This is a genomic window from Micromonospora sp. D93, from assembly GCF_018070365.1.
Lineage (GTDB): Bacteria > Actinomycetota > Actinomycetes > Mycobacteriales > Micromonosporaceae > Micromonospora > Micromonospora ureilytica.
This window is the reverse complement of the sequence record NZ_JAGPXW010000050.1, coordinates 16,515-32,646: the sequence shown is the minus strand read 5'-3', so window position 1 is coordinate 32,646 and position 16,132 is coordinate 16,515. Positions and strand designations below refer to the sequence as shown.

15 protein-coding genes are annotated in these 16,132 nt (G+C 72.9%); 6 read left to right on the top strand and 9 right to left on the bottom strand.

Annotated features, from left to right (window positions below):
- Nucleotides 1–12 precede the first annotated feature (12 nt).
- The 3 genes from KBX71_RS32855 to KBX71_RS32845 all read right to left on the bottom strand — a co-directional run bounded on the left by KBX71_RS32855 (nucleotide 13) and on the right by KBX71_RS32845 (nucleotide 1,992).
- Nucleotides 13–822, bottom strand: a complete 810-nt coding sequence (locus KBX71_RS32855) for an Fpg/Nei family DNA glycosylase (RefSeq protein ID WP_210821581.1) — start codon at nucleotides 820–822, stop codon at nucleotides 13–15.
- An 89-nt stretch (nucleotides 823–911) separates the two neighbouring features.
- Nucleotides 912–1,112 carry a DUF397 domain-containing protein gene (locus KBX71_RS32850; protein WP_210821580.1) on the bottom strand — a complete coding sequence of 67 codons (201 nt, stop codon included), beginning with the start codon at nucleotides 1,110–1,112 and terminating at the stop codon, nucleotides 912–914.
- Complete coding sequence (locus KBX71_RS32845; protein ID WP_210821579.1) at nucleotides 1,105–1,992, bottom strand: helix-turn-helix transcriptional regulator; 888 nt, start codon at nucleotides 1,990–1,992, stop codon at nucleotides 1,105–1,107. The genes KBX71_RS32850 and KBX71_RS32845 overlap by 8 nt, the downstream gene beginning before the upstream one ends.
- Nucleotides 1,993–2,249: 257 nt before the next feature.
- Between KBX71_RS32845 and KBX71_RS32840 the strand changes: the two genes are divergently transcribed.
- The 5 genes from KBX71_RS32840 (at nucleotide 2,250) to rocD (ending at nucleotide 6,099) form a co-directional block, all read left to right on the top strand.
- Nucleotides 2,250–2,420 carry a hypothetical protein gene (locus tag KBX71_RS32840; RefSeq protein ID WP_247684519.1) on the top strand — a complete coding sequence of 57 codons (171 nt, stop codon included), beginning with the start codon at nucleotides 2,250–2,252 and terminating at the stop codon, nucleotides 2,418–2,420.
- Nucleotides 2,417–2,743 (top strand): hypothetical protein, encoded by a 327-nt coding sequence (locus tag KBX71_RS34155; protein ID WP_307847468.1) that lies wholly within the window; start codon nucleotides 2,417–2,419, stop codon nucleotides 2,741–2,743. The genes KBX71_RS32840 and KBX71_RS34155 overlap by 4 nt, the downstream gene beginning before the upstream one ends.
- Nucleotides 2,743–3,660 (top strand): thrombospondin, encoded by a 918-nt coding sequence (locus KBX71_RS32830; RefSeq protein WP_307847467.1) that lies wholly within the window; start codon nucleotides 2,743–2,745, stop codon nucleotides 3,658–3,660. Before KBX71_RS34155 ends, KBX71_RS32830 begins: the two co-directional genes overlap by 1 nt.
- A gap of 409 nt (nucleotides 3,661–4,069) precedes the next feature.
- A complete protein-coding gene (gene ddaH / locus KBX71_RS32825; protein WP_210821584.1) occupies nucleotides 4,070–4,885 on the top strand; it encodes a dimethylargininase in 816 nt (271 codons plus the stop codon).
- Complete coding sequence (rocD, locus tag KBX71_RS32820; protein WP_205780031.1) at nucleotides 4,885–6,099, top strand: ornithine--oxo-acid transaminase; 1,215 nt, start codon at nucleotides 4,885–4,887, stop codon at nucleotides 6,097–6,099. The genes ddaH and rocD overlap by 1 nt, the downstream gene beginning before the upstream one ends.
- A 109-nt stretch (nucleotides 6,100–6,208) precedes the next feature.
- Here rocD and KBX71_RS32815 read toward each other — a convergent pair whose 3' ends face one another.
- The 6 genes from KBX71_RS32815 to KBX71_RS32790 form a co-directional block, all read right to left on the bottom strand.
- Entirely contained in the window at nucleotides 6,209–7,363 is a 1,155-nt protein-coding gene (locus KBX71_RS32815; protein WP_210821578.1) for an FHA domain-containing protein, read from the bottom strand.
- Between the two features lie 222 nt (nucleotides 7,364–7,585).
- A complete protein-coding gene (locus KBX71_RS32810) occupies nucleotides 7,586–8,635 on the bottom strand; it encodes an acyl-CoA desaturase (protein WP_210821577.1) in 1,050 nt (349 codons plus the stop codon).
- Between the two features lie 136 nt (nucleotides 8,636–8,771).
- On the bottom strand, nucleotides 8,772–12,239 hold the full coding sequence (locus tag KBX71_RS32805) for an SCO7613 C-terminal domain-containing membrane protein (protein ID WP_210821576.1): 3,468 nt from the start codon (nucleotides 12,237–12,239) through the stop codon (nucleotides 8,772–8,774).
- Between the two features lie 48 nt (nucleotides 12,240–12,287).
- Nucleotides 12,288–12,608 carry a divalent-cation tolerance protein CutA gene (gene cutA / locus KBX71_RS32800; protein ID WP_091406014.1) on the bottom strand — a complete coding sequence of 107 codons (321 nt, stop codon included), beginning with the start codon at nucleotides 12,606–12,608 and terminating at the stop codon, nucleotides 12,288–12,290.
- 9 nt (nucleotides 12,609–12,617) lie between these two features.
- Nucleotides 12,618–13,634, bottom strand: coding sequence for a 1-acyl-sn-glycerol-3-phosphate acyltransferase (locus KBX71_RS32795; protein ID WP_210821575.1), 1,017 nt, complete (start codon nucleotides 13,632–13,634; stop codon nucleotides 12,618–12,620).
- The gene (locus KBX71_RS32790) at nucleotides 13,634–14,467 is read right to left on the bottom strand and encodes a patatin-like phospholipase family protein (RefSeq protein ID WP_210821574.1); all 834 of its coding nucleotides are present in this window, start codon (nucleotides 14,465–14,467) and stop codon (nucleotides 13,634–13,636) included. The genes KBX71_RS32795 and KBX71_RS32790 overlap by 1 nt, the downstream gene beginning before the upstream one ends.
- A gap of 165 nt (nucleotides 14,468–14,632) precedes the next feature.
- Between KBX71_RS32790 and KBX71_RS32785 the strand changes: the two genes are divergently transcribed.
- Nucleotides 14,633–16,120, top strand: coding sequence for a serine/threonine-protein kinase (locus tag KBX71_RS32785; protein WP_210821573.1), 1,488 nt, complete (start codon nucleotides 14,633–14,635; stop codon nucleotides 16,118–16,120).
- The last annotated feature ends 12 nt before the right edge of the window (nucleotides 16,121–16,132 follow it).

Genomic DNA, 16,132 nt, shown 5'->3' with positions numbered 1-16,132 from the left:
GGGTGGGGCGGGTTAGCTGGGCTGGCAGGTAGGGCACCAGTAGAGGTTGCGGCCGGTTAAGGCGCCGCGGCTGATCTCGGTGCCGCAGACGTGGCAGGGTGCGCCGGGGCGGCGGTAGACGTACACCTCGCCACCGTGCCGGTCCACGCGCGCCGGTCGGCCCATCGCCTCCGGCAGGTGCGCGTCGCGAACCGTGTCGATCCGGCCCTGCTCGACGGCGAGCCGCATCAGCCCGACCAGGTCGGCCCAGAGCGCGTCCCAGCCGGGTCTGGTCAGCTGTCGGCCCGGCATCGTGGGCGGCAGACCTGCCCGGAACAGCGCCTCGGTCACGAAGATCAAGCCGGTGCCGGCCACCACCGACTGGTCCAGCAGCAGCGCGGCGAGAGGTGTGGGGCTGCGGGCGATCCGGGCGTACGCACGCTCCGGGTCGGCGTCGCCGCGCAACGGATCCGGCCCGAGGCGATCCCGCAGCGCGGCCACCTCGGGTGGGGTGAGCAGCTCGCAGGCGGTCGGCCCGCGCAGGTCGAGCCAGTGCCGGTCGCTGGCCAGCCGCAGCCGCACCTGACCGACCGGCTCCGGCGGCTCCCCCGGCCCGTCGGCGAACTTGCCGTACAACCCGAGGTGTACGTGCAGCGTCAGCTCGCCGGCGTAGTGGTGCAGCAGGTGCTTTCCGTACGCCTCGGTGCTCTCCAGCACGGTCCCGGAGAGCCGGGCGGCACCGTCGGCGAAGCGGCCCTGCGGGCTCGCGGCGTGCAGCTTGTCCCCGGCGAACAGTTCGGCGTGCCGGGCCGCCAGGCGATGGATCGTGTGTCCTTCTGGCACAGGTGCCAAGGATAGCCAGCCCCGCCGGGCCGGGCCGCGCGCTGATCGAGTCGCGTGCCGGCGGTGGGTTGATCGAGGTGGCGAGACGGTCAGCCCTGGCGCTGCTCCTTGACGCCGGCCACGAACGCGGCCCAGGTGGCCGGGGCGAAGGTCAGGGCCGGACCGCTCGGGTCCTTGCTGTCCCGTACGCCCACGACGCCAGGCAGGTTGTCGGCAACCTCGACGCAGTCACCGCCGCTCCCGCCGCTGCGGGTGCTCTTGCGCCAGGTGGCACCGGCAAGGTCAGTCATGATGCTCCTCGATGATCGAAGTAATCATTTTCTCTGATTCTGCCTCACCCGACGCGAGCGCTTCCAGGTCCGACCAGACATGTTCGAAGGCGGCCACCTCGGCCGGCTTGTCCAGATACAACGCTCCGGTGATGTTCTCCAGATAGACGGTGGTCGGCTCGGTCGACGCCCTGCCGAACGCCTGCGGGAAGTCCAGCAGGACGAAGGTGCCGGTCTCGCTGGCCAACGGCGGACCGGCGGCGAGCGGCAACACCCGCAGACTCACGTTCGGCAGCACGGCCACGTCGAGCAGGTGGCGCAACTGCCGATCCATCGCCCGGCGGTCGGGGATCGTGCGCCGCAGCACGGCCTCGCTCAGGACGACCCGCAGGGTGGGCGCGGTGGGCAGCCGGCGAACGAGGATGCCCTGCCGTTGCAGCCGCACCTCCACCAACTCTTCCCGATCCTCGGCACGCATCGTCGGATTCTTCCGGCGGAACAGCTCGCTGGCGTACTCCCGGGTTTGCAGAAGCCCGGGGATCAGCTCCGAGTCATACCGGCGAATCAGCGTGGCTGACGATTCCAGGCCGACGTACAGCGAGAACCACGACGGGACGACATCACCGTACGAATGCCACCAACCCCTGGCGCGAGTCTCTTTCGCGAGGCCGGCGACGATCTCCCCCATGGCGTCGGTCACCCGATAGAGAGCGCACATCGCTCGGGCGTCCACCACGCGCACCGGAACCAACCCCTTCTCGATGCGCCACACCTTCTGCCGGGAGCAGTCCAGTGCTTCGGCTGCGGCGTCCAGCGTCACCGAGGCATCCTCGCGGAGCTGCGTGAGCAGCCGCCCGAGTTGCCGCCGAGGCACCGTGGACCCGATTGTTTCATCCGCCATGCAACATCACCGCTCTCCTCCTGCAACACCGAATGTTTCGCCCTGCACGCATTTCCTTACCATTCCTCGTGCGTCGATATGGCCTGAGGTTAGGGCGGGTGTGGACGTTGCACAAGGTGGCCAGCGTGGAACATGCTGTCACGCATCAGGAAATCCCAGAATTGGCGTCGGGAATGGCGTCGACAATAGCCCGCTGCCACACGCGCGCTTATTAGCCATGGGCCGGCGAGACGCTATTCATCGGGAAGGACGCCACCGTGCGCGTGTCGTACAACGAATACGTCTTGGTCACCGCGCTGACCCTCGCCCGTCGACACCGGCCCGTCTGGAGTTGGACGCGCTGGCGCACTGTGTGCCGCTGCGGCGCGGACCTGCCCTGCCGGGCCCGCCACCGCATCCCGATCAACCGTGGGCACTGGCCGACGTGACCGACCTGAAGCCCGGCGACCTGCTGCTGATCGGCGAGGCGTGCTCGGTGCAGTTCACGGGTGACCGGGCGCTGCGCCTTCGACTGGTGAGCGTGGACGCGCGTCCGACCTACCACGGGTGGGTCTGGTTGACGGGCTACGTGCTGAACGACAAGGGCCTGGCCGTCGACAAGCGGGAGGTGTTCGTCCAACAGGCAGGGCTGGTCTCGGCGGCCCTACCCAGGATTGGTGTCAGGAAACGCCCAAGTGGGTATTCGAGAGGCGACACCGCGTGGGTGCCACCCTCTTCGTCGGCCACCACGCATTCAACAGGAGGTGTGTAGTGGTCAGGATTCCTTCGCTGTCCCGCCGGTCCGAGCCGGCGCCGACGCGGGACGAGAACCTCGACGGCCGCGTGGACGGCCGCGACGCCCCGGTCACCGAGACGGGCCAGTCCGACGACGGCGTCGGCCGCCCGGTGGTCACCGATCGGGACGCCAACCAGACGGCGTACGGCAGCAGCGGCTCGACCGACGGCCAGGTCAGCGAGGCCGAGCGGCGGGCCAACGAGCGGGCGGCGGTGGCCCGAGCCGCCACCGCGCGACCGGCGGAGACCGAGCCCCGGGGCACCGCCCGCCCGGTCGCACCCGAGCCCGTGAACGGCACGACCCGTCCCGTCGCGCCCGAGCCCCTGAACAACACGGCCCGCCCGGTCGCACCCGAGCCTCGCACCGTCGAGAGGGCGGAGACCGCCGTCGTCCCGACCACGGCGCGCACCGCCGAGCGGGACGCCGACCTCGACAGCACCACCCGTCGGCCCGACACCACCGACCGGGCCACCACGGACCGGGCCACCACGGACCGGGCCACCACGGACCGCCCCGTCGACCCGACCCCCGGCACGACCGCCCCCGAGCCGCCGGTGACGCGTGGCCCGAAGCCGCGGGCCAGCCTGCTCGCCACCCTCGGCCTGATCGTCTCGGTCGCCGGTGCGATGTTCGTGCTGACCGGGACCCTGGCCGGGTACGGCATCGGGCTCGGCGCGTTCGGTGCGGTGCTCTCGGTGCTCGGCCTGATGGCCACCCGCCGTCGGCACGTCGCCGGCAAGACCGACGCGCTCTTCGGCGTGCTGATCGGGCTGGCCGCGGTCGTGATCGGGGTGCTGGCGATGACCGGCCAGTTCGACTGGCCGACCACCGACGGGGACTGGGTGCAGCGCTTCCGAGAGTGGCTTGACTCACAGTTTGTGGATCGTTTCTAGCGGGCACTGTTCCGCTCGCCGGTGATGCACCGGCGAACAGCCGGCGGTTCGCCGGCAGCCCGATCATCCGGTGGTTCACCGGCCGGGCGACACCCTTTCAGGGGCGGCGGTTCGCCGCCCCTGAAGTGTCTTCGGGGCCCGGTCACCGCCGGGCCCCGACGCATTTCCCGGCCGGCCCGATCGAGCAGGCCCGAGGCCCCGATCGCGCGGGCCGCGAGGCGTTTGGCGGGCCGCAGGCCACAAACGCAACGAATCTCAGCTCCGCACCGCCCACACGCAACGAATCTTCGGTCTGCGCAACTCTCGGTGGTGGATTCTGCCGCTGACGCCGCATAACGTTGAGCAACGGCGCCAGCCCGTGGGCCACGGTGGCCGGGCGCGCCCGACCCCTGGGAGCAGGACAATGACGATGGACGCCACCAGCCAGCGCCTGTTGATGTGCCGGCCGACGTACTTCGCCGTCGATTACGCCATCAACCCCTGGATGGACCCGAGCGCGCCGGTCGACGTCGCGCTGGCCGTCCGGCAGTGGGAGCAGCTGCGCCAGACGTACCTTGACCTGGGCCACACCGTCGAGGAGATCACTCCGGTGCCCGGCCTGCCCGACATGGTCTTCGCCGCCAACGGCGGCACCGTGATCGACGGTAAGGCGATGGCCGTGCAGTTCCGTGACCCGCAGCGCGCCGACGAGGCGCCGGCGTACCGGGCCTGGTTCGAGGCCGCCGGCTTCGAGATGTACGACCCGAAGCACGTCAACGAGGGCGAGGGCGACGTCCTGCTGGCCGGTGACCACCTGCTGGCCGGCACCGGCTTCCGCACCGCGCACGCCTCGCACGCCCAGTTGCAGGAGGTCTTCGGCTACCCGGTGATCACCATGCAACTGGTCGACCCGCGCTTCTACCACCTGGACACCGCGTTGACAGTGCTCGACGAGCGGACCGTGGCGTACCTGCCGGAGGCGTTCTCCCCGGGCAGCCAGGCCGTGCTGCGCCGGCTCTTCCCCGACGCGGTGCACGCCACCATGGCCGACGCCGAGGTGCTGGGGTTGAACGCGGTCAGCGACGGGCGGCACGTGGTGCTGCCCGAGCAGGCCACCGACCTGGCCGCCACGCTGCGCGACCGGGGCTACGAGACCATCGGGGTCGACCTGTCCGAGCTGCTCAAGGCCGGCGGCGGACCGAAGTGCTGCACGCTGCGACTCCGTCAGGGAAAGGCAAACAAGTGATCGTGGACGACAAGCTGCGGACGCCGGGAGCGGTCCGGGACGCCGAGCGTTGGACGGCGCACAACTACCACCCGCTGCCGGTGGTGATCTCGTCCGCCGAGGGCGCCTGGCTCACCGACGTGGACGGCCGCCGTTACCTGGACTTCCTGGCCGGCTACTCCGCGCTGAACTTCGGTCACCGGCACCCGCAGCTGATCGCCGCCGCGCACGCCCAACTGGACCGGCTGACGCTGACCAGCCGGGCGTTCATCCACGACCAGTTCGCCGACTTCTGCCGGGAGCTGGCCGAGCTGTGCGGCAAGGACCTCGTGCTGCCGATGAACACCGGCGCCGAGGCGGTGGAGACCGGGATCAAGGTGGCCCGCAAGTGGGGCTACCAGGTCAAGGGCGTGCCCGCCGGGCAGGCCAACATCGTGGTCGCCGAAGGCAACTTCCACGGGCGCACCACCACCATCGTGAGCTTCTCCACCGACGAGGACGCCCGCGCCGACTTCGGGCCGTACACCCCGGGGTTCACTGTCGTGCCGTACGGCGACCTGGCCGCGCTGACCGCCGCGATCGACGAGAACACGGTGGCCGTGCTGCTGGAGCCGATCCAGGGTGAGCAGGGTGTGGTGGTGCCGCCGGAGGGCTACCTGCCGGGCGTACGCCAGGTCTGCACCGAGCGCGACGTGCTGTTCATCGCCGACGAGATCCAGTCGGGTCTGGGGCGTACCGGCGCGACCTTCGCCTGTGACCACGAGGGCGTCGTGCCGGACATGTACCTGCTCGGCAAGGCGCTCGGCGGCGGCATCGTGCCGGTGTCCGCGGTGGCCGCGAACGCCGACGTGCTCGGCGTGCTCAAGCCCGGCCAGCACGGCTCCACCTTCGGTGGCAACCCGCTCGCCTGCGCGGTGGCGATCGAGGTGGTCCGGCTGCTGGCCACCGGCGAGTTCCAGCGCCGCTCGGCCGAGCTGGGTGAGCGGCTGCGGGCCGGCCTGGAAGGGCTGGTCGGCAAGGGTCTCGTCGAGGTACGCGTCCGGGGCCTGTGGGCCGGCCTGGACATCGACCCGGCGCTGATGAGCGGTCGGGAGGCGTGTGAGCGGCTCGCCGCCCGCGGTGTGCTCGCCAAGGACACCCACGGCTCCACCATCCGGCTCGCCCCACCGCTGGTGATCACCGAAGAGGAGATCGACCTGGCGGTGACCCAGCTGGCCGAGGTGCTGGCCGGCTGACGGACCACCCCCTCGCGTTGATCATGGAGTTATTGCCCGCTGCCGCGGCGTGTCGGGGCAATAACTCCATGATCAACCGGGGTTGGCGCGCCACGGGCAGCGCTGGGTGTCAGGGACGGGGTAGGCGCATGGCCATGGTCGGGGCCTCGGCCATCACCGAGGTGGGCGTGAACGGGGCACCTGTGGGCAACTCCTCGGCCCGACCGATCTGCACCCCCGGGTACAACTCCACCATGTCGTTCTCGCCCAGCACCCGGGACTGCTGCGGTGCCAGCGGGATCCGGTCCGACTCGCTCATCGAACCGGCCGGGCGGATGCCGGAGCCGTTGGTGCTGACGTCGGTCACGATGACCTCGCCGACCCGCAACTCGAAGTGGACGTGACCCCGACTGATCCACCGTCGGGCCTCGTCGTTGAGCCACTGCCCGAGCATGATCCCGCCCTCCTGCTCGGGAGCCCGACCAGCCACGATCGGCTGCTCCTCGCTCAGCACGAACCGCCGCCGGACCAGGCCGCCGACGCGCACCGCGAGCACCTCGGTACGCGGACGCGGGCCGGCGTCCCCGAGCCGTGCGCCGTGCCGGGGGCAGGTCGGCACGCCGTTGCGCAACGCGGGCGGCGGCTGCGCGGCGGGGCTGCGGTCGGCACCCCCGGCCAGGTCGGCGAACGCGCCACCCCCACCACCGCCGCCGAACAACGCGCAGCCCGACTCGGGGCAGCGCCACTGGCGGGCCAGCAGCTTGGCACCGGTCGGCGAACGCTTGCCGGCCACCGGCGAGTGCCCACCGCCGACGTGCGCGATGAACACCGGCCCGCCGGCGCCGGGCACCGGGGCGACCACCCGACCGGGCTGCTCGACCAGCCACGGGAACCGACCACGCAACCCGTCGAAGCGGACCCGACTGAGCACCGGCAGACCGAGCAGGTCGGCGACCTCCAACATCCGGTCACCCGGGTTGTCGAGCACCTCGACGAGCCCGTCGTCGGCCCAACGGCGGACGACCATCCGCTCGTTCGAGGTGAGGTCGGCGTCGGAGAGCAACGCCCGGTGCACCACCGCGTAGACCTGGACGCTGTCCTCCTCCAGCTCGCGGGAGAGCGCGTCGATGACCATGCCGAGGCGCAGCAGGCTGGCCGGACGACCACCATCGATGTCCTGGTAGCGGATCACCTCGGCCAGGTCGATCACGGCTCGCGCCAGTGACGGGTCCGTGCAGACCCGACCCTCGATGGCATCCAGAACCTTGCTGATCTCGAATCTCATGCCGCACTCCGGACGATGTCGTCGATCCACCGGGTCGGGGACCAGCCCGTCAGCCCGCCCAGCTCATCTCGCACCGCTTCCGCGGTGAGCAGGTCTGCCATGCGCCGACCCTACCGGGGACGACGGACGGCATCGACCAGCGGTAGCGGGGTGTCGACCGACCCGACACGCGCAGGCGGGGGCGGTGCCGTCGGCACCGCCCCCGCCCTCCCCCTGGTGTGTTCAGCCGCGCAGCGGCCGCCCCACCTCGTGCAGATGACCGAGTGCCTGCCGGTACGACTCGACCAGCCCGGTCTCGGCGTACGAGATGCCCTGCTCGACGCAGTAGGCACGGACGATCGGCTGGGCCCGGCGCAGGTTCGCGCGCGGCATGTTCGGGAACAGGTGGTGCTCGATCTGGTAGTTGAGACCGCCGAGTGTGGTGTCCACCAGTCGGCTGCCCCGCACGTTGCGGGAGGTCAGCACCTGCTTACGCAGGAAGTCCAGCTCGTCCTCGGCGGTCGGCATCGGCATGCCCTTGTGGTTCGGCGCGAACGCGCAGCCCATGTAGAGGCCCCACAGCGCCTGGTGCACGACGGCGAAGAGCAGCGCCTTGACCGGGGACATGACCGCCAACAGAAGTGCCACGTAGGCGGCGGTGTGCGCGACGAGCAGCGCCGCCTCGACCGCCCGGTGCCGCATCGGGACTGTGTACTTGCCGTCCTCCCGGCCGACGATCGCCCGGATGCTCGCCACGTGCAGGCTCAGACCCTCAAGCAGCAGCATCGGGAAGAAGAAGTACGCCTGCCGCTTGGCCACCCAGCGGTTGATCCCACGGGTCTCCATCGCCTGCTCGGGCGTCCACACCAGGGCCCCCGCGCCGACGTCCGGGTCCTCGTCCTCGTGGTTCGGGTTGGCGTGGTGCCGGTTGTGCTTGTCGACCCACCAGCCGTAGCTGATCCCCACCGCCACGTTGCCGGCGAGCAGCCCCACCAACTCGCTCGGGCCACGCCGACGGAACATCTGCCGGTGCCCGGCGTCGTGGCCGAGGAACGCGACCTGGGTGGTGGCCACCGCCATCAGGGCCGCGAGCGGGAGCTGCCACCAGGAGTCGCCGAGCAGGAACACGGCCACCCAGCCGGCCACGAAGGCACCGAGGGTGAGCACGATGCGGGTGACATACCAGCCGGGGCGCCGCTCCAGCAGGCCCGCCTGGCTGATCCGTCGGGACAACTGTGCGTAGTCACTGCCTCGCCGTCGTACCGGCGGTTCCGCCACCGCTCCGAGCGCCATCGCTGCTCCCGTTCCGCTTGCGCCCGTACCGGGATGGTTCGGGCTTATTGTCAAGTGTCCCGATCGCGGTAGCGCCGAGTAACCCCGACAACCCCCGAATGGGGGGTAGGGCAGGCCCTACCCCTAGGGCTTCGACTCAGCCGAGCCGGCCCACCGCGGCACGCAGTCTTGCCAGGTCACGTCGCCGCCGCTCGTAGGTGGCGGCGAGCCCGACCAGCGCCAGCCCCCCGACCCCCAGATAGATCCACCGGGGCAGCAGGTCCCATCCCCGGGCCAGCTCGTGCAGCGCCAACAGCGTCAGCACCCCGCCGCCCAGCAGCACCGGCGCCTGCCACCGGCGGGTCGCGCCGGCCAGGACCGCGCCGGTCGCCGCCGCGCCGAGGAGCAGGCGCCGCCACGGCTGCGGGTCCGGCCCGGACAGCACCGACACGAGGCTGGGCAGCAACGCCGCGACCAGCCCCGGGCCGAGGGCCGGCCAGCTCGTCAGCCCCGGCCGGGTGCGCAGCGCCAGCAGACCCGCGCCGACGGCGAGCGCCGCGGCCGGCAGGGTGTACGCCTCCAGCACTGTCACGCCACCGGCGGCCAGCAGCACCCAGGCCCCGAGCAACTCGCTGCCGGCGGCGATCCCGGCGAACACCCACCGTCGGCCTGCCGGTTCACCCCGGCGCAGCAGTCGCAGCGCGACGGCGACACCCCAGAGCACGCAGACGGTGGCGAGGTGCCGCGCCACCTCGACGGCGAGCACCGCCGCCACCAGCGCGACGGCCTGCGCGGCGGCGTCCAGCACCCGTCCCAGCCGGGCCCGCGCCGGGCTGACCGCCGCGGCTGCCAGCACCAACGCGGCCACCACCAGCAGTGGGTACGCGGCAGCCCGCAACGGCAGCCCACCGGCGAGCGGGGCGGTCACCGCCAGCGCGCACGCCGCACCCACTGCGGCGAGACAACCGGCCACCCGTACCTCGAACCTGCGTGCCCCGACGGCGACCGCGACCGCCGCCACCAGCAGCGCCCCCTCGGCCGCGAGCGTCCCGGCCCGGGTGGCCAGCAGACCGAGCACACCGGAGGTCACCAACACCACTCCCACCGGCACGGCGATCGGTGCGAGCGCCGGTCGGGTCGCGGCCAGCGCGGTGAACAGCAGCGCGGCCAGGCCGGCGAGCAGGACGGCGGCCGGCAGCACCGGCCACGGCGCGCCGATCGCGATGAGCAGCACCGGCAGGGCCGCCGCGACGAACGGCAGCGCGGGCGGCACCGGCCGGCCGACCCGCCGACCGGCCAGCGCCGCGGCCACCGCCAGCACGACCAGCGCGAACCCGACCGGGAGCACCGTCGGGTCGGCGACGACAGTGGGCACCCTCGACCACACAGGGTCCCGGCCGCCGTAGGGCGACACGAGCGCGGTCAGCACCGTCGGCAGGGCCGCCAGGACGGCTACCACCGCCAGCGTTCCGCCCGCCGCCAACATCAGCGCCGACCGGGCCGGCTCGCGCTCGTCGGCCGTCGGCCGGTCTCCGAGGGCCGCCTGGCCGGAGGCGCTCGCCGCCGGCAGCCAACAGACGACGAACGCGACCCCCAGCGCCGCCAGCGCGGCGTACAACGCGAGCGGCTCGTCACCCGCCCCGACCAGCGGCGCGAGGCCGGGCACGGTCACCGCGACGACGGCGCCGGTCAGCGCGTACCCGACCAGTTCCACCCGGTGGCGACGCGCCGCAAGTGCCGCGACCAGCGACAGCCCGGCGGCGGCCAGCGCGAGCCGGGCCTGCCACCACGGCGGCGCGCCCGCGGCGAACAGCGCCACCGCCGCGATGCCGGGCAACGCGAGCTGCCCGACCAGCAGACCCGCACCGGCCACCTCCCGGTACGCGCCGGCCCCCCGTCGTACGGCCAGCGCGAGCCCGACCACGGCGAGAACGCCGAGCGCCACCAGGGCGCCGGTCGGGGCGGCCAGGGCGACAAGCAACAGGTGCCCGAGCAGGACGGCACCGCCGAGCGCACGGATGCGCAGGTCCACCGATGGGGTGGTCGGGCGGGCCAGCACGGCGAGCAGCAGCGCTGCCCCGCCGACCAGGTCGACGGCCACCACCTGAGGCCAGGAGGCCGTCCAGCCGGCGGGCACGGCGAACAGCACCGCCACCGCACCAGCCGTGGCGAGCACCGCCCGCGCCTTCCGGGGCAGCAGGAGCACAGTCGCCCCGGTCGCCAGCGCCACGGCGGGTGCCAGCTGCCAGCCCCAGCTCAGGTCCGGCCCCGGCCCCGCCCCACCCCAGGGCGGCAGCGACCGGCCGACGGCCGCGACCGCCAGCCCGATGGTGATCAGCACGGTGACCTGCGCCGTGCCCGCCCCCACGAACAGCGCACCGGCGCGCGGGCCGGAGCGCCAACCGCCGCCACCGTCCACCACCCCCACCGCCGGCAGCAGCCGCACGGCAACGGCCAGCCCGAGCGCCACCGTCGCCGCCGCGAGCAGCAGCACTGACGGCCGCAGCTCGGCCACCGGACGCAGCAGGGCGGCGGCGAGCACGGGCACCACCAGCCCGGCCGCCACCGCCCGCAGCGCCCGCCCCCCGACGAGCCAGGCCGCGCCGAGCCCGGTCAGCGCGACCAGCAACAGCGGCAACCCGGCCAGCAGTGGCGAGCCCCCCGCCCGCCCGCTGACCAGCGGCACCACCGCGCAGAACACGGCGCCAACCAGCGCGGCGACGTGGGCGACGCCGGCCAGCACCCGGCCGACGAGCTGCGCCGCCCCTGCCCGGCCGCGCAACGCGGCCAGCACAGCCAGGTTCAGCAACGCCACCCCGAGCAGGACCAACGCCCACCCGGCCGCGCCCGGCCCGGCCTCGGCGGCGAGCAGCGGCAACGCCGGCTGGGCGGCCACCAGGGCGGCGAACCAGGGCCCCGTCAACCCGCTCCACCGGCCGTACGCCACGGCGACCGCCGCGCTGGCCCCCCCGACCAGCGCGGCGTACCGGCTGCCCGGCCAGCCGGCCACACCGGCCAGGTCCACCGACCAGGCCGCGTAACCGTCCAGCACCACCAGCAGCAACCCCACCGCGGCGAACGTCTCCGCCGTACCGCGCAGCCCCCGACGAACCGCCAGCAGCGGCACGCCCAGAGCGAGCGCGGTGAACGCCGCCAGGATCAACGCCCGTCCGCCAACCCCCACCGCCGCCCAGGCGACCGCGGTGAACACCACCGCGGCGGTGCCCAGCAGAAGTCCACCGAGGACGAACAGCAGACCCTGGACCGTCCGGGTCGAGGTCTCCGCCGCGCCCGGCCGCGCATCCGCCGCGACCCCGGGGCCCGGACCGATCGACGGCGCCGGCCCGACGGGAGACGCCGGACGCGCCCCGACCGAGGCCGCCAACCCCGCCCGGACGACCGCCGCCAGTTCGGCCCGCCGACGCGACACGGTCGTCAGGCGTCCGGCCAGCTCGGTGTACGCGCGGCGGGCCCGCTCCACCTCCGGCTCAAGCTCGGCGACCTCCCGACTCAGCCGAACCACCTCGGCGGCGGTCGGGTCGGGCGCACGCCGACAGCCGGAGCAACCGGCGCTCAGATCGGCCGGCGCACCGCAGGCGGGGCAGGGGTAACGGGTGTCGTCCACCCGGTCATCATCGACAACCGACCGTGGTGCGACCCAGAGTGCGCGTACTCAGGATCGGGTGTGCTCGTACACCCAGGTGGCGTAGTCGGGGTTTCCACTCTCCACCCTGGACACCAGGATCTCCGGCACCTCGTAGGGGTGACTGACCCGGATTTGGTCCAGCAACGCGGTGAGCCGATCCGGTGCGGTCTTGAACTGCACCGACCACTCGGTGCTCGTCTCCATCCCGGACCGCCACCAGTAGGTGCTGTCCACCTGACCACCCACCTGGGCGCAGGCGGCGAGCCTGCCGGCGACGGCCGCAGCCGCCAGCACGTCGGCGACCGAACGCGCGTCCACCACCGTTGTCACCACGCAGATCTCGTCCACGCCCGCACCCTACGCGGACATTTGGCGGTTAGCGGCGATCCAGGCATCAATCCGCGCCCACCAGTCGAAGAGCCAGTCGATGCGCTCCTGCCGCCCGGTCGGTACGTCCTCCGGCGGCACCGACCAGAACCGCATCACGATCCGCTTGTCCATCGGCAGCTCCCGCCACACGTCGGCGACTGTGAGCATCCGGTCCAGTCCGGTGTGGGCGACGAAGATGACCCCGGCGTCCGGTGCGGCGTCCAGCGCCGCAAGCATCCCACCGGGCTGCGGGGCGAGCACGTGGCGCATCCGCTCGGCGCGCAGGGCCATCCGTTCCAGCCCGAGGGAGCGCAACCGGGCGATCGCGCGCAGCCGCCGCTTCGGGGTGAAGTTGCCGCCCTCGGGAAAGATCACGAACGCGTCGTTGTCGTCCAGGCCGGTGGCCAGGTGCCCGACCTGGCGCACCGTTTCCTCGCCGCGCTCCGGAGTCGGCGCGATGAAACGGTTGGGCAGCCGGTTGAGCAACACGTCGACCGCCGGATCCCACTGGAGGCTGTCCTTGAGGACGATCCGTGGCTCCCGGTGGAACCAGTTGACCAGACCGTGGATCAGGATGAACGAGTCGCCCGGCCCGGCGTGCCGGCAGAGCACCAGCTCAGGCCGGCCGGGCAGCGCGGTGTCCGGGTCGGTGCCCACCACGTCGATGCGCAACCGCAGTGTCCACCGTGCCTGCCAGAACAGCGCCCGCAGGAACCAGCCGGCCAGCACGTAGTGCGCGCGCTGGAACGCCGGCGACCGGGTCCGCCAGCCGAAGCCGGAGACGACCCAGAGCACGAAGAGCGAGAGCAGCGCCGCAGCGTCCCAGACCAGGTAGAAACAGCCGATCCAGAACAGTCGCAGCGGGCGCAGCCGACCCGGGACCAGCGGGGACGCGGCAGCGGCGAGCAGCGCCCAGACCGGCAACGTGGTGACCACGAGGAAGGCGAGCACCACGACGACGGGGGCGAGCAGCAGCCGACGCAGCCACCGGGGAGGCAGCGGCATCACCGCTCCAGGTGGGTGGCGAGGTAACGCCGGGAGGCGGTGTACGCGCGGCTGATCCGCCGTCCCACCGCCGCCATGTCCCGGTACGCCCACGGCGTGTCGTCGCGTGGGTTGAGCCCGCCGGTCGGCAGGACGTGCACCTCCACCCCCTCCGGCAGCGCCGCCATCTCCCGGAAGAAGCGGTGCCGGCGGGAGATCTCGAACGCGACCTGTGCGATCTCCCACGGCCGGCGGGGCGGCATCAGCTCCCGTTCGATCCGACCCACCTGGAGGACGTAGATCCGGCGGGCGCCGACGGCCACCGCCTCGCCGATCGGGATGGAGTTGACGATGCCGCCGTCCACGTAGTGCGCGCCGTCGATCTGCATCGGCGGAAGCAGACCCGGCACCGAAGCCGACGCCATCACCGCCGGCACCACCGGACCGCTGTCGAACCAGTGCTCGGCGGCCCGCTCGATGTGGGCGGCGCAGCAACGGAACGGCACCCGTAGGTCGGCGAATGTGGTGTCCACCCCCAGCTCGCTTTCGAGCAGGCGGCGCAGCGGCCGGGGTGAGTGCAGGTGGGTGCGGGCGGCGAAGCGGCGCAGCTGCCGGGCCACCGAGTCGCCGTACACCTCGCTCGCCTCCGGTGAGGCCCAGAGCCGGACCAGCCGGTCGGTCACCGCCTCCGACGGGTCGGCGGCGACCAGCGCGCCGTTCACCGCGCCGATCGAGGTGCCGAGCACCATGTCGGGTTGGATGCCGGCGCGGAACAGCGCGCGCAACATGCCCACCTCGACCGCGCCGAGCACTCCCCCGCCGCCGAGCACGAACGCCACAGGTCCCCCCGCCATGTCTCCCATCCTGGCACGGGCCCGCCGTCGGCCTGTTGGCCGCTGTCAACCGGCGGTCACCGCACGGCAGGCACCGTCCGCCGACGGCCGGTGGCATCGGCGTTGACAGGCAGGACACATTCGCGCAACCTGATACCGCTCCCACCCCTGAGGCAGGTGCGATCGGTGAAGGCAGCACTGCATCCGGGTCGATTGCTGGCTCGCAGATACCGACTTCTGGACCAGATCGGCGCCGGTGGCATGTCGGTGATCTGGCGTGCCCGGGACGAGGTGTTGGACCGGGCTGTCGCGCTCAAGGTGCTCGCCCCGTCACTCGCCGCCGACGCGCGATTCCGGGGCATGGTGCGCGAGGAGGCACGGGCCGCCGCCCAACTGGTGCACCCGCATCTGACCTCCGTGCACGACTACGGCGAGACGGTCGACCCGGACGGCTCGATCACCTCGTTCGTGGTGATGGAGCTGCTGAGCGGCGAGGAGTTGAAGCTTCGGCTCACCGAGGGGCCGCTGCCGTGGACCGAGGCGGTCCAGGTGGGCGCGCAGGTCGCGGATGCCCTGGCCGCCGCGCACCGGCTCGGCATCGTGCACCGGGACATCACACCGGCCAACGTGATGATGACCGGGACGGGCGTCAAGGTGCTCGACTTCGGCATCGCCACCCGGATCGGCGCACCCGACGAGGACGAGGACGGCGAGACCTTCGGCACCCCGGCGTACGTGGCCCCGGAACGCCTCGACGGCGCGCCGGCCCAGCCGTCCACCGACGTCTACTCGCTCGGCGTGCTGCTGCACGAGGCGCTCACCGGCCGGGTCCCGTACCCGGCGGACACCTGGGAGCAGCTCAGCGCCGCATTGGCCGGTGGTCCGCCGCCGACGCTGGCCGACGTACCCGACCTGCCCGCACCGGTGGCCCAGATCTGCCTGCGCAGCCTCGCCCGGAACCCGGCCGATCGGCCGACCGCCCGGCAGGTCGCCACCGCGCTCCGCGACCACTCGCTACCGACCGAGCCCCCGACCGCGACCATCCGGGTGCCCACCCAGCCGCTGCCACAGCAGTCGCCAGCCGTAGCGACGGCCAGCGTCCCGGCGGCGGCGCGACCGGACGGAGACACCTCGGACTCCGCCCCGAGCGAACCGGCCACCGGGTCGACCTGGTCACGGCGGCGGCTGGTCCTGTTGCTGCTGCTGGCCGTCGGGCTGACGTTGGCCGGGGTGGCCCTGCTGCCCGAACAGCAGCCGGCCCGCCGGGCGCAACCCTCCGCTGGCCCGACGACGACCCCGTCGACCGACCCGCCGGCCCCCGAGTCGTCCGCGCCGACCACGCCGAGCGGGCCCACCACGCCACCGTCGAGGAGGCCGACCACCGGCGCGCCCACCTCGAACCCGGGCACCCTGACCGAGGCCGCGACCCGGGTCGACGGGTTGATCAGCGCCGGGCTGAGCGCCGGGGAGATCCGCGACGACGTGGCCCTCGACCTGCGCAACGAGCTGCGCAACCTGACAGTGGCGGTCAGCTCCGGCCGCGAGGACCTGGCGCCACCGGTGGCCCGGCTGCGCGACAAGGTCACCGTCCGCCTCGGTGAGGGCGGCATCAGTCCGGCGTACGCGTCTCGGCTCGACGCGGCCATCGCCGAGCTGGGCGCGACCGGGGCCTGACCCCGGCGACAC

Coding starts and splice junctions, on each gene's coding strand:
- KBX71_RS32850 (WP_210821580.1), bottom strand. CDS start 1,112: ATGACTGACCTTGCCGGTGCCACCTGGCGCAAGAGCACCCGCAGCGGC.
- KBX71_RS32845 (WP_210821579.1), bottom strand. CDS start 1,992: ATGGCGGATGAAACAATCGGGTCCACGGTGCCTCGGCGGCAACTCGGG.
- ddaH (WP_210821584.1), top strand. CDS start 4,070: ATGGACGCCACCAGCCAGCGCCTGTTGATGTGCCGGCCGACGTACTTC.
- KBX71_RS32815 (WP_210821578.1), bottom strand. CDS start 7,363: ATGAGATTCGAGATCAGCAAGGTTCTGGATGCCATCGAGGGTCGGGTC.
- KBX71_RS32810 (WP_210821577.1), bottom strand. CDS start 8,635: ATGGCGCTCGGAGCGGTGGCGGAACCGCCGGTACGACGGCGAGGCAGT.
- KBX71_RS32795 (WP_210821575.1), bottom strand. CDS start 13,634: ATGCCGCTGCCTCCCCGGTGGCTGCGTCGGCTGCTGCTCGCCCCCGTC.
- KBX71_RS32790 (WP_210821574.1), bottom strand. CDS start 14,467: ATGGCGGGGGGACCTGTGGCGTTCGTGCTCGGCGGCGGGGGAGTGCTC.